This window comes from Parabacteroides sp. AF17-28 (genome assembly GCF_003479205.1).
Taxonomy (GTDB): Bacteria; Bacteroidota; Bacteroidia; order Bacteroidales; family Tannerellaceae; genus Parabacteroides; species Parabacteroides acidifaciens.
The window spans coordinates 152,324-165,104 of the sequence record NZ_QUGV01000009.1 but is presented as its reverse complement, the minus strand read 5'-3'; the positions used below and the strand labels follow the sequence as shown (position 1 = coordinate 165,104).

The 12,781-nt window shown below is 48.4% G+C and carries 10 protein-coding genes and 1 tRNA gene; 3 read left to right on the top strand and 8 right to left on the bottom strand.

Annotated elements, in window-relative coordinates; all coding sequences use genetic code 11:
* Window positions 1-228: 228 nt before the first annotated feature.
* Entirely contained in the window at window positions 229-624 is a 396-nt protein-coding gene (locus DWW90_RS08800; RefSeq protein ID WP_122344706.1) for a type II toxin-antitoxin system HicB family antitoxin, read from the top strand.
* 808 nt (window positions 625-1,432) lie between these two features.
* Here the strand turns inward: DWW90_RS08800 and DWW90_RS08795 are convergent.
* Window positions 1,433-1,506: transfer RNA gene (locus DWW90_RS08795), tRNA-Arg, on the bottom strand.
* A gap of 167 nt (window positions 1,507-1,673) precedes the next feature.
* On the bottom strand, window positions 1,674-4,022 hold the full coding sequence (locus DWW90_RS08790; RefSeq protein WP_122344705.1) for a BamA/TamA family outer membrane protein: 2,349 nt from the start codon (window positions 4,020-4,022) through the stop codon (window positions 1,674-1,676).
* A gap of 74 nt (window positions 4,023-4,096) precedes the next feature.
* Here DWW90_RS08790 and DWW90_RS08785 point away from each other — a divergent pair, with 74 nt between their 5' ends.
* Entirely contained in the window at window positions 4,097-4,867 is a 771-nt protein-coding gene (locus DWW90_RS08785) for an RNA methyltransferase (RefSeq protein ID WP_122344704.1), read from the top strand.
* Here the strand turns inward: DWW90_RS08785 and DWW90_RS08780 are convergent.
* The 5 genes from DWW90_RS08780 to ileS all read right to left on the bottom strand — a co-directional run bounded on the left by DWW90_RS08780 (window position 4,787) and on the right by ileS (window position 10,530).
* The gene (locus DWW90_RS08780; RefSeq protein ID WP_122344703.1) at window positions 4,787-5,170 is read right to left on the bottom strand and encodes a hypothetical protein; all 384 of its coding nucleotides are present in this window, start codon (window positions 5,168-5,170) and stop codon (window positions 4,787-4,789) included. The genes DWW90_RS08785 and DWW90_RS08780 overlap by 81 nt on opposite strands.
* Window positions 5,171-5,179: 9 nt before the next feature.
* Window positions 5,180-5,983, bottom strand: a complete 804-nt coding sequence (locus DWW90_RS08775) for a DUF4296 domain-containing protein (RefSeq protein ID WP_115499545.1) — start codon at window positions 5,981-5,983, stop codon at window positions 5,180-5,182.
* Window positions 5,984-5,995: 12 nt separating this feature from the next.
* The gene (locus tag DWW90_RS08770; RefSeq protein WP_115499544.1) at window positions 5,996-6,610 is read right to left on the bottom strand and encodes a lipoprotein signal peptidase; all 615 of its coding nucleotides are present in this window, start codon (window positions 6,608-6,610) and stop codon (window positions 5,996-5,998) included.
* On the bottom strand, window positions 6,611-6,991 hold the full coding sequence (locus DWW90_RS08765; protein ID WP_115499543.1) for a TraR/DksA C4-type zinc finger protein: 381 nt from the start codon (window positions 6,989-6,991) through the stop codon (window positions 6,611-6,613).
* 113 nt (window positions 6,992-7,104) lie between these two features.
* Window positions 7,105-10,530 carry an isoleucine--tRNA ligase gene (gene ileS, locus DWW90_RS08760; protein ID WP_122344702.1) on the bottom strand — a complete coding sequence of 1,142 codons (3,426 nt, stop codon included), beginning with the start codon at window positions 10,528-10,530 and terminating at the stop codon, window positions 7,105-7,107.
* Window positions 10,531-10,789: 259 nt separating this feature from the next.
* On the opposite strand from ileS, the gene DWW90_RS08755 reads away from it, so the two are divergent.
* On the top strand, window positions 10,790-11,686 hold the full coding sequence (locus DWW90_RS08755) for an Abi family protein (protein WP_122344701.1): 897 nt from the start codon (window positions 10,790-10,792) through the stop codon (window positions 11,684-11,686).
* A 16-nt stretch (window positions 11,687-11,702) separates the two neighbouring features.
* On the opposite strand, the gene DWW90_RS08750 is transcribed toward DWW90_RS08755, so the two are convergent.
* Window positions 11,703-12,764, bottom strand: coding sequence for a DUF3810 domain-containing protein (locus DWW90_RS08750; RefSeq protein WP_122344700.1), 1,062 nt, complete (start codon window positions 12,762-12,764; stop codon window positions 11,703-11,705).
* Window positions 12,765-12,781 lie beyond the last annotated feature (17 nt).

Sequence of the window (12,781 nt, the reverse complement as noted above, 5' to 3'; positions counted from 1 at the left end):
AACGGTCTTTTATATTATGAAGTACAATCAGTTTATTGCGGAACTTACCGCAGCAGGTTGTTACGTTTCCCGTCACGGTGCTAACCATGATCAAAGGGCTGGAACGTAAAGCAAGAAAGGTGCTCGGGGTTTAACCCCGGCATCCTTACTTCATAAAAAACTGTTTTATTAAGCGATTGGAGTCGGTATAGTGCCGGCTCCTTTATTCACAAAAAAAAGAAAAGGTATATGAAAGTTACTGTAATCATGGAAAAGGCAGGCGACGGGTATTACTCATGTTTTGTTGAGGAAGATCTGCCAGGCTTCGGACTGGCCGGTTATGGTGATACCGCAGAGGCTGCAAAAGCGGATATGTTGAAAGCCTATGAAGATATTAAGGAAATAAAAGCAGCCGAAGGCGCAGACGTTCCAGAATTGGAATTTGTCTATAAATACGATCTGCAATCATTCTTCAATTACTTCTCATTCCTGAATGTGACGAAAGTTGCGGAGGTTGCCGGCATTAATCCTTCATTGATGCGTCAATACACATCAGGAATAACAGCAGCCGGACAAAAACAATACGACAAAATACGAATTGCTGTGGAGCAAATAAGCAAGGAACTTTCCTCCGCAACATTCTAAGATAGTGTACCGCCGGGAGGCGAGACCGTTTATATTAAGACAAAGTTAAGCCCGTTCCGGTTATCGGTTCGGGCTTTATTTATTGTCCTCACCCGATAATCATCGGAGATAGCCACAAGGATGAGGAAAATTATACAATAACCCTCTTTTTGGGCGTTTTTCTATTTCGTCCGAAAAGTTGATCGATTTTAGATTGACTCTTTTCACTGTTTTAATCTTCTTTACTGACAACAGATGGAGTGAGGTGCGCAGATTGTCTGAAAAAGCGTACAATTTGATTACCGAAAACATAAAATATCGGCAAAGTGATAAACCTTAACTCCCGGAGAATCGAATATTTCAAAATAAAACGGACGACGCTCCAAACATCTCAAGGAAATTTTGGAGACTGGTTGCCGTGAGGTGCGCAGAAAATAGCCTTGACCCGGCACTTCATCGCTCTGAAGGTTGACTTCGTACTATATGAAGTCCGACTTCAGGGCAACAAAGTGCCGGATCAGAGCGACAAAGTCCCTCTTCATGGCGATAAGGTGCAGGAAAAGAGGAATAAGTCCCTTTTTGAGGTCAAAAAAGCGGATTAACATTTGTTTTATTTCGGATGTCTTTCGAACCTGAAAAATACGTTTTTTACAATAAGCTCCCTCTGCCGCAGGCTCTCTTTTGCCAAATAATGAATTTATTTATCCCCAATGATTATCGGGTGAGCCAAGAATACTCCAAAAGATCAAGTTGTGCTAATGTTATGCAACTCATATAAATCAAAAAAATCGCAAACAACTATATTACAGTTATTTGCGATTTTGCTAAGTGATTCCGGAGCGATTCGAACGCTCGACCCACGCCTTAGAAGGGCGTTGCTCTATCCAGCTGAGCTACGGAACCATCCTTATTTGCGGTGCAAAGGTAGTATTATTATTTGAATATGCAAAGGCTTTTATTCCCTTTTTCGCCTTAGTTGTTATAAATCGGCTGTTCCTACTGATAAAAAACCAGGTTCCAATTCACGAATATTCTCAAATAATCACAAGAATGGATATATCCATCACCCATCAGAACGGATACCCCACCGCGAAATGCCAGGCGAAGTTGTCGTGGAAGTTGGGGTGCAGGATGGCCCATTTCTTTTTGCCGGTTTCTTGCGGGTTGTAGGCTTTCATACCGGTGTCGAAACGGATCAGGAAGAAATCGAAATCGAGGCGGAGGCCTAATCCATAGGAAGCGGCGATCTCCCTGTAGAAACGGGAGAAGTCGAAGTTGCCGTTCGGACGGCTCTCGTCCTTATGGAAGGTCCAGATATTACCGGCGTCGAGGAAGGCGGCCATCTCGAATTTCCAGAACAGCTTGGTGCGATACTCTAAGTTCAGGTCCAGACGGATGTCACCGACCTGCTGGGCGAACGACTTAACCGAGTCGGCCGGCATGCTTCCCGGGCCAAGCGAACGGACAGACCATCCACGGACACTGTTCGCGCCGCCGGAAAAATAACTGCGCTCGAACGGCAACATCTTTGAATTGCCATAGGGATAACCGACGCCGACACCGACATGGAAAGCCAACTTATTACGGCTGTCCAAGACGATACTTTTACTGAAGTCCACATCGCCTTTCACAAACTGGGCATAATTGATACCAAACAGCTTATACCGCCCTTCATCATCTTTATCCGCTCCGGTCATTGCAGAAAGTGCATATAACAGGTTTCCCGCCATCTCAAACGACAGCCGCATGGAATGCGTGTTACGCAAACGGTTCTGGGGATTATAGTTGTTAAAGGAATACGTATATCCGGTTCCCAAAATAAACTGGTCCGTGAAGTTATAGAGCAAGGTCGATTCGGGCAGCGAATCCCTAAACGACTGGCTGATCTTCGGAAGATGCACATAATCGATATCCAACAATTTGAACACATGGCGTGCCTGCATATTGCTCCGCTCCTGCCAGATGTAATTCCATCCGGCCGAAACAATGGCCCGCTTGAACTCCGGCCGGGTTTGAATGCTGTAACTCATTTTCAACTCGGTCGTCGCACGTATCTTACGGCGGAAATCTTCTTTCAGGAAAGGGAAAAGAAAACGGGGAAACAGGATAGAAGCCTCGGTTCCGAATTCCCAGAAATTATTACCTTCCGACTGATTGCCGGACAATGCCTCATAAGCGCCGCGGACTTTGGCCGAAAACACTTCCGAGCCTTTGAACAGATTACGGTGCTGATAATTCAAGCTGGACGCAAAACCAAAATCACCCGCCGAGTTAGTCCCTTCCACGTCGACCCCGAATCCTTGCAGTTTGGCAGGCGAAGTCAGAATGGTACAGCTCAGCTTCATGGTGTCGTTTTCTTCTACTTCTGAAAAGCGGATGTTCACATTGCGCAAAGCCCGCAAAGTGGCAAAAGAGGAATAAGTCTGCTCGATTGTCCGCTCGTTATACAGGCGTCCCGGCGTGATATAGTTGCTCTTGCGCAAGACTCCCGGGCGGATGCTTCTTCCGTTTTTGCCATACAGGATATTGATATTGCCTGCTTTGACCGTATCATACGGCATTTCATTATCCGCTTCTAACGTCAAGGGATTATAATCCGTCACGATCGAAACATCCTTGATATAGTACTGCCTGTGCAACGTATCGACTACGCTCCCGTCCGGCTTTTGCAACCGATAGGGCTTGAGCAGCATATCTAAGTCCACGATATTCCGATTGAAAGAACTGTCGGCGATATAGGACAGATAATCGCGGTTGAAGGCATAATATCCGCGCCGGCGAAGCAAGGTCGTGATACGCTGCCGCTCCTTGTCGAGCACATCGCGGTCAAAAAGGGCGCTGTCTTTTATCAAAGAGGTGTAGTCGTCCGAATAGGTACGGAAAGCCGAGGCGAAGACCGAACGGTGGGGCGGCTTAAGCCGGGCAATACTGTCGATCTTCGGGTCGCTCAGTTCCATCGAATAGTCATGTATGCGATAAGGCGTATTGGATACGATATTATACGTCACGACCGCTTTCTTGTGCTTTGAAGTATCGATAGATGCCGAAACATCCGCATTCACATACCCTTTATTGATAAAGAAACGTTCCAACTCGTCAACCGACTGTGTGACCAGCGTCGTATCCAAGATAACCGGCGCCTCTCCCATCCGGCGAAGCTGCTTGTTGATCCATCTTTTCTCGTTCCGCCCGGACCAGTCGTACACGAACAACTGCCATTTCATCAATCCGAACGCCTTGAAGTTGGGTTGCTGTCGCAAATAGGGTTTCAGTTCGTTATTCTTATAGGTCTTATTATCCGATACGATTTCGATTTTGTCCAGCAGGTATTCTCCTTCGCCGACAAATTTAGTCGAGCTACAGGAGGCTAAGAGCAATATGAAACAAATGAAATATAGTATTTGGATTCCCTTCATCATTCAAGCTTTTACGCACGCAAATGTAACTGAATTTAAAGAAATTCCCGTACATTTGCCGCATAAAAAGAGTAAAGATGCTGAGCAAAGGGAAACTAAAATACATCCATTCGTTAGAAATGAAGAAATATCGGAACGAACTGAATGCATTCGTTGCCGAAGGAAATAAACTGGTTGCAGACATGCTGCACGCTTTCGAGTGCGAACTGATTCTCGCCAAACCGTCCTGGATGGCGACGCAGGGAGACATACCGACGAAAGAGCTGTTAGAAGCGGACGACGAAGACATCCGCAAAGCCAGTTTCCTGAAAAGTCCGCAGGATGTGCTTGCCGTATTCAAGCGCCCCGCCTGGTCGCTCGCCGAAGCCGATCCGGCGTCTTCACTCGTGCTGGCGCTCGACGGCATACAAGACCCGGGAAATCTCGGAACCATCATCCGGCTTGCCGACTGGTTCGGTATCGAACATATCGTTTGCAGCCTCGACACGACGGATGTGTTCAGCCCAAAAACAGTCCAGGCGACAATGGGAGCATTGGCTCACGTAAAAGTCCATTACACCGATCTGGCAGTCTACCTGAAAGCGCAGGCGGAGAAACAGATCCCGCTGTTCGGCACATTCCTTGACGGAGAAAATATGTACACAAAGGAATTGTCTGCAAACGGAATTATCGTCATGGGCAACGAAGGAAACGGAATACGTCCGGAGATAGAAGAATTGATCGATCAGAAACTATACATTCCGAGCTTTCCGCCGGAAAGAGAGACATCAGAGTCTCTTAATGTAGCCATTGCGACAGCCGTCATCTGTGCCGAGTTTCGCCGCCGGCAAGGAAATGCCGTTCAATAACAACAGGCAGGCAGGCTCACCGATCCCGGCCGCTTGCGGAAGCCCTAACTCCCGGCAAACATCGAAGCCGGATTCCATGCCCATGAAATTATTGTTCCATGGGCATGGAATTTTAGTTTCATGGGCATGAAACTTCTCTCCGGTTTTCACGACCGGAAAAAGGATGCCGTCATAAAACTCAGTTCCTGCAATTTCTTCTTCCAACGGGAAAACACCTGTCAGGACACCATTGTCGTCCAGTTCGACATAATGCATCCGGTAAAACTGTTTCCAGTAAATATAATGTGAAGCGACCCGTCGCATAACATCCGTTTATTTTGGAATGGAATCCTGCACGGCCACCGAATCTTTAGGCATATCGGTCAAACGGCCGTAGTTATACTTCATCAGGTTCAAGCTATCTAAATAGACTTTATAATAAGAGGAGTCTGCGTTATTCATAAAGATATAGCCATACACCCGCTTGATGCGCTTGGTCGGAACCGTTTTCAATATCGTCTCGTGATAGCCGTCGCGAAGGATCTTGTCGTTTACGGTCACGATCGTATCGCCCTGGTCGGCACTGATACGCACTTCCGGCTTATAAGCCATATCCTTATTGAGGCCCCAGACATTCATTCCCAGCACAAACGAGCTGCCGGACGAATAATTCGTTTCCGGTTTGACATCGAATGTCACGCCGTTGAACAATGCATCCGGTTCCAAGCGGAGGGAAGTACGGCGCGGCCAGATATCCACCGAGTCTTGCTTGGAGACGGGAGCCGCCGAAGCCTGCACATCGCCCAATGCTTTCTGCCGGCTATTCAGTTCATTCAGCACACGGTCGTACACCTTCATATAGATATCCAGGTTCCGGCCGTACCAGACCAACGAACTGTCATATTCGGCCTGGGTGATGCCATGTTTGCGGAAGATAGACTGAAACAAGGCCTCCTTATGAGCGTTATCGGGAAATTCCTTGCTGTTCAGGTTGATCATGGCTTCCGCCAACTGCATATCCACCTGTACAGCCTGCATTTTCTTTTCCGAAAGAAGACCATCGGGCACTTTGCTGCAAGCGACCGCCAGGATGCCCAACAACAAAACGACACTATATCTATGCAGTCTGTTCCGCATTTATTTTTTCTGTTATTTTTCTTTTGAAAGACTTGTCGACAACGTGTGGCGATAGAACAGCAAAAGCAGGAAAACGCCTACACAAATAGCCGAGTCGGCCAGGTTAAAGATCGGACGGAAAAAGACGAACTCTTCTCCACCCCAGACCGGCACCCAATCAGGCAGAACCGTCTGTATCAAAGGGAAATAAAACATATCGACCACCTTTCCGTGCAACCAGCCGGCATAACCTCCACCTTCCGGCATAAAGGTCGCCACCTGACCGAAACTATGATCGAATACCACGCCATAAAAAACGGAGTCGATAATATTCCCGATCGCACCCGCGAAGATCAGCGAGATACAAGCGATAAAACCGAACGTGTAACGCTGTTTCACCAGCTTATACAGGTAATATCCGATAAAACCGACCGCCACGATACGGAATACCGACAAAAACAGCTTCCCGATTACCTCTATCCCGAACGCCATCCCCGGATTCTCCGTAAAGTACAGATAGAACCAAGGAGTGATCTCGATACTCTCATGCAACTGCATGTGAGTCTTAATCCATATTTTAAGAGCCTGGTCAAGAATAAGGAGCAGCATTATGATTAACACTGCTCCCCAACCTTTGGAATATCTCATTTACTTAGCACCTCCCTGTTTAGCTTCGATACTCAAAGTAGCGTGAGGCACTGCACGTAATCTTTCTTTCGGGATCAATTTACCGGTTTCGCGGCAAATACCGTACGTTTTATTCTCAATCCGGATCAATGCAGCCTGCAAGTTCTGGATAAACTTCATCTGACGCTGTGCCAAACGGCCAGCTTCCTCTTTCGACAAAGTCGCAGCTCCCTCTTCCAACACCTTGAATGTAGGAGATGTATCGGCGACATCATTACCGTCAGAATTCGTGACACCGGACCTCAACAACTCATAATCTTTCTTTGCCTTATCCAGCTTTTCCAATATTATGGAGCGGAACTCCTCGAGTTCGGCATCCGAATATCTTGTCTTTTCTGCCATGGTTCATTAATTTTAGGTTCTACAATAGAATATATATCAGCGCTCCCTGTCGCAGTCCAAATATACAACATTATTTATATGCGGCAAGGAGCTCTTTCTTTTTTTATTAAAAATCATACTTTTTCAATGCGCACAGACAACTTGAAATCTTCGAAATCAAGTTCCGTAGCATCGCTGATCACATCCGTAATTTCCACTGACACAGCCAATACCTGGTTGGCGATATACGAATTGAAATCCTGGATCGCCTCATCCGTCACATCGTTGGAAAGAATCGTTACCGAAATCTTATCCGTGATGTCGAAGCCATTGCTCTTACGCAAATTCTGGATGCGGTTCACCAACTCGCGCGCCAAGCCTTCCTTGCGGAGCTCTTCCGTCACGGTGATATCCAGTGCGACCGTCAGGCGTCCTTCGTTGGCAACCAGCCAGCCCGGTATGTCTTCGGAGATGATTTCCACGTCTGCACGTTCGACCACAGCCTCCTGTCCTTCGACAGTTAGCGTGAACGTTCCGGCCTTTTCGAAAGCGTTGATCTCGTCCTGGCTCATCCCTTGGATAGCGGCAGCCAACGCTTTCATGATCTTGCCATAACGCGGGCCCAACTTCTTGAAGTCGGGTTTGATCTTCTTCACCAGAATACCGGCTGCGTTATCGACAAACTTCAGTTCCTTCACATTGACTTCATTCAAGATCAGGGCTTTCACCGCCTCGAGGCTTTCCTGCTGATGCGCATCCACAACCGGCACCATAATGGTCTGCAACGGCTGGCGCACCTTGATGTTCACCTTGCGACGCAGAGCCAGCACCATTGACGAAACGTCTTGTGCCATCTGCATACGTTCTTCCAAATCCTTGTCGATCAGCGCTTCGTTGCAAACCGGGAACTCGGACAGGTGAACAGATGCAACCGTCTCACGTCCGGTAGCGGCGATCAGATCGCAGAACAGCTGATCGGCATAGAACGGCGCGATCGGCGCCATCAGCTTGGCAACAGTTTCCAGACAAGTGTACAGCGTCTGATAAGCAGACAGCTTATCGGTTGTCATGCCTCCACCCCAGAAACGGCGGCGGTTCAGACGCACATACCAGTTACTCAGGTTATCGTTGACGAAGTCGGAGATTGCACGTCCGGCACGCGTCGGTTCGTACGCATCTAAGAATCCGTCCACATCTTTCACTAACGAATTGAGCAACGACAGAATCCAGCGGTCGATCTCCGGACGTTCTTTCCAGTCCACATCCGGCTCTGAATAGTCGAAGCCGTCGACGTTCGCATACAGAGCGAAGAACGAATAAGTATTATATAATGTGCCGAAGAACTTACGGCGAACCTCTTCGATACCATCGATATCAAACTTAATGTTATCCCACGGAGATGCATTCGTAATCATGTACCAGCGCAGCGGGTCGGAACCATGCTGCTCGATCGTACTGAACGGATCGACAGCGTTGCCCAAGCGTTTGGACATCTTGTTGCCGTTCTTATCCAGCACCAGGCCGTTGGAGACAACTGCTTTATACGAAACACTGTCGAACACCATCGTTGCGATAGCATGCAGCGTGAAGAACCATCCGCGTGTCTGGTCCACCCCTTCCGCAATGAAGTCGGCCGGATAGACCTTGCGGTCGTCAAACAGCTCCTTGTTCTCGAACGGGTAATGGATTTGTGCATACGGCATCGCTCCGGAATCGAACCAGACGTCGATCAGGTCCGTCTCGCGCTTCATCGGCTTGCCACTGGCGGAAACCAGGATCACATCGTCCACATACGGACGGTGCAAGTCTATCTTCTCATAGTTCTCCTTCGTATATTCACCCAGTTTGAACTTCAGCTCCTTATACGGGTTCGCCTCCATCAAGCCGGCCTTTACGGATTTCTCTATTTCATTGTACAGTTCTTCAACCGAACCGATGCAGATTTCCTCCGCCCCGTCTTCCGTCCGCCAGATAGGCAGCGGAGTTCCCCAGTAGCGGCTACGGCTCAGGTTCCAGTCCTGCAGGTTTTCCAGCCATTTGCCGAAACGTCCCGTGCCGGTGCTCTGCGGCTTCCAGTTGATCGTATTGTTCAGCTCGATCATCCGTTCGCGACAAGCCGTCGTGCGGATAAACCAGCTATCCAACGGATAGTAAAGAACCGGCTTGTCCGTCCGCCAGCAGTGCGGATAGTTGTGCACATGTTTTTCGATGCGGAACACACGGTTCTGCACCTTCAGCATCATGCATATTTCAATATCTAATGTCTCGTCTTTTTCACCTTTCGCCGGATCGTAAGCATTCTTCACGAACTTGCCCTGCCAGGGATCATAGTCAGCCGCATTCATACGTGTCTGTACGAACTCCGGATCGAGGTCTTCCAGCAGATAGAACTTACCGGTCATATCGACCATCGGACGCTGGTTGCCGTCCTTATCGGTCAGCATCAAAGGAGGCACGCCGTTTGCTTTTCCCACACGGTCGTCATCCGCACCGAAAGTCGGGGCGATATGAACGATACCCGTACCGTCTTCAACCGTCACATAGTCACCTGTGATGACACGGAAAGCGCCTTCTCCCGGATTCACCCAAGGGATCAGCTGCTCGTAGTGCATACCGGCTAATTCCGGACCTTTCCACTCGCCAACAACCTTAAACGGAATCAATTTATCGCCCGGCTTGTAATCGGACAATGCCAGACCGGCAGCCTTCGGATTGAAATGTGCATCCAGCAAATCTTTCGCCAGCACAACCGTCATCGGCATGCCTGTGTACGGATTGAAGGTCTGAACAGCCACATACGTGATATTCGGCCCCACACAAAGCGCCGTGTTGGAAGGCAATGTCCAGGGAGTGGTCGTCCATGCTAAGAAGAACGGATCGCCGAACTCCGCCATCTCCGGTTTCGGGTCGAGGATGCGGAACTGCGCCGTGCAAGTCGTGTCCTTCACGTCGCGGTAGCAACCCGGCTGGTTCAGCTCGTGCGAACTAAGGCCTGTACCGGCAGCCGGCGAATAAGGCTGTATGGTGTAACCCTTATAAAGCAACCCTTTCTTATAGAGCTCCTTCAGCAGGTACCACAATGTTTCGATATACCGGTTATCATAGGTGATATACGGGTTTTCCATATCCACCCAATAACCCATTTTCTGTGTCAGGTCCTCCCACTCCTTCGTGAACTTCATCACGTCGCGGCGGCAGGCTGCATTATATTCAGCCACAGAAATCTTTTTGCCGATATCTTCCTTGGTTATACCCATTGACTTTTCGACACCTAACTCTACCGGCAGTCCATGTGTGTCCCATCCGGCTTTGCGGTTCACGAGATATCCCTTCATCGTCTTGTAACGACAGAAAATATCTTTGATCGAACGGGCAATCACGTGGTGAATACCGGGCATACCGTTTGCAGAAGGAGGTCCTTCATAGAACACAAACGAGGGATGTCCTTCACGTATTTCAAGACTCTTATGGAAGATGTCGCCATCCTGCCATTTCTTCAGCACCTCTTTATTGACGTTCGACAAGTCAAACTTCGAGTATTCGGCAAATTTCTTACTCATATCGCGTTATATTTATCTATCTTCTCAAAAATTGCCGCAAAGGTAGCGATTAAATCCGAATTAGGCAATAAGAAATCACCGGCTATAAAATCCGTTTCCCCCATAGCAGACCCGCAAGGAAGAAAGATGGAGCAAATCAAAATAAATAGGACGACAGTTTTGTATTTCAAGAGAATAGTTTTATCTTTGCAACAACATGCTTACCCCGCTTCCCGTCAGATCAGCGCGCTCAGGGTAAGCCTTTTATTTTTATACCTCTATGACTAAAATCTCTTACCCCAAACAACTCATATCTTTTGCGGATCAGATTGTTTTGCTCAAACAGCGTGGACTTGTTTTCACGGACGAAGCCAAAGCCTTACACCTGCTACGCAATATCAGTTATTACCGTTTGAGCGGCTACTGGTATCCTTTGCTGGCAGACAAGCAAAATCATTTGTTCAAGCCCGGCAGCACATTCGATGCCGCTTACAACATCTACAAGTTCGATAGTAAGCTTCGCAAGCTGATTATTACGGAGCTGGAAAAAATAGAGGTAGCTGTGCGCACACAGACCGCCTATATACTATCTTCACAATGGGATGGATATTGGTTTGCCGATGCTTCCCATTTTAACAATCCGGTACGTCATGCCAAGATATTATCAAAAATAGATGAAGAATACCAGCGCAGCGACGAGGAATTTGTGACGGCTTTCAAATCCAAGTATTCCGATCCTTTTCCGCCAAGTTGGATAACGATGGAGATAACTTCTTTCGGAACACTGTCTATTCTATACAATAACCTGCTTCCCGGAAGGGCCAAGCGGAGCATTGCGGATTATTTCGGGTTGCCCGACACCGTTTTTGCTTCCTGGTTGCACAGTATCGTTTATATCCGTAACATTTGCGCCCATCATTGCCGCTTATGGAATCGGACACTTAGCATCCGCCCGTTAATGCCACGTTCACCACGCAAATCATTCATCACACTTCCGGCGAACGGCACACGGCAGGTCTATTTCATATTGAGCATGATCGTTTATCTGTTGGATATAATCAATCCCAACCACTCGTTTGTCGAAAGGTTCAGGGACTTGCTTACCCGTTACCCTTCGATAGATACCCGTGCGATGGGCTTTCCGGCTGGTTGGGAAAACGAAGATATTTGGAAATAGACATCACTGGATACAGTCAATCCCTATGCTCATTATTATACAGCGCCATCAGCAATGCCACCACCTCCGAATAGTTCTTGCGGCCGGAGGGGATGTTGTTGCCTTTCAGGAACCAGTTGTAGGCGGTGGATTGGACTTCGCCGATCAAAGGGCTATATAAAGACTGCCAATAAGCCGTCTTACGGTTGTAAAGGTCTTTCACTTCCGGGGAAATGGTTGCTTTCCAGGCGTTAAACTCTTCTTCCGGCAACAATCCGTAGGCATTGCCCAGCACATAAGGCAGCAATGCAAAATAAGCGGAAAAACGAATCTCCGGCACTTCGGAACGCGCACAGACCAGAAAGCCGTACAAGTTCGCTTCCGCCTCGCTGGATATGCCTAACACATGCGCCATCTCGTGGGCATACGTAAACGGATACTGCACCGGAAGCAGCTTCGGATTCAGATTGTATTCGGTAAAGAACGGCCCCATATAACCCAACACGCCTACGCCGCTCATCAGCGAAGGAATCAGCATCGGTTTGGGACGCAGATAACCGGCAGGCCGGACCAGGCCGAAACGCCCGTCGATCTCCCGATATCCTTTCTTTGTTTCCGCTGCGACAACCGCCTTGTCGATCGCTTCGACCGGGACAAAAGAGGCATTCAGCGAATCGGTATAGGCAGACAGAAATGAGCGGAAAGTGTCGGCGGAATAAGCGGCATACGGAATCTCGGTCCGGGTAAAAAAGTCCTTCCTGAAATAGTTCAAGCCCCAGGCCAGATAGAACCAGAGGTAAATCCAGAAAAGATACTCCGCCATTCGTCCGGCGATCACTGCCCATCGGCGCTTTCTCCAACGGGCATAAAACGGATACAGGCACAAGCCGATGATACTCCCATAGATCAGGCAATCGCCCACAGAGAAGGGAAAAAGAGAAGAAAAACGGGACAGCAAAAACGAAACGGGCGGATAAACATTCCGCGCATACCATTCGCCGGCAGCGGGCGAAGCCTGCACACACCAGACCAGAACAAGCCCGGCAGCCAATATAATCCAGCGGATCCGTATCTTTTTAATCCATTCCGTTCCTTTCATCCTAACAACAAAGATAA

Bases quoted from the DNA above. Each gene is read 5' to 3' on its own strand.
- DWW90_RS08800 (WP_122344706.1), top strand. From the start codon at position 229: ATGAAAGTTACTGTAATCATGGAAAAGGCAGGCGACGGGTATTACTCA.
- DWW90_RS08790 (WP_122344705.1), bottom strand. From the start codon at position 4,022: ATGATGAAGGGAATCCAAATACTATATTTCATTTGTTTCATATTGCTC.
- DWW90_RS08785 (WP_122344704.1), top strand. From the start codon at position 4,097: ATGCTGAGCAAAGGGAAACTAAAATACATCCATTCGTTAGAAATGAAG.
- DWW90_RS08780 (WP_122344703.1), bottom strand. From the start codon at position 5,170: ATGCGACGGGTCGCTTCACATTATATTTACTGGAAACAGTTTTACCGG.
- DWW90_RS08775 (WP_115499545.1), bottom strand. From the start codon at position 5,983: ATGCGGAACAGACTGCATAGATATAGTGTCGTTTTGTTGTTGGGCATC.
- DWW90_RS08770 (WP_115499544.1), bottom strand. From the start codon at position 6,610: ATGAGATATTCCAAAGGTTGGGGAGCAGTGTTAATCATAATGCTGCTC.
- DWW90_RS08765 (WP_115499543.1), bottom strand. From the start codon at position 6,991: ATGGCAGAAAAGACAAGATATTCGGATGCCGAACTCGAGGAGTTCCGC.
- ileS (WP_122344702.1), bottom strand. From the start codon at position 10,530: ATGAGTAAGAAATTTGCCGAATACTCGAAGTTTGACTTGTCGAACGTC.
- DWW90_RS08755 (WP_122344701.1), top strand. From the start codon at position 10,790: ATGACTAAAATCTCTTACCCCAAACAACTCATATCTTTTGCGGATCAG.
- DWW90_RS08750 (WP_122344700.1), bottom strand. From the start codon at position 12,764: ATGAAAGGAACGGAATGGATTAAAAAGATACGGATCCGCTGGATTATA.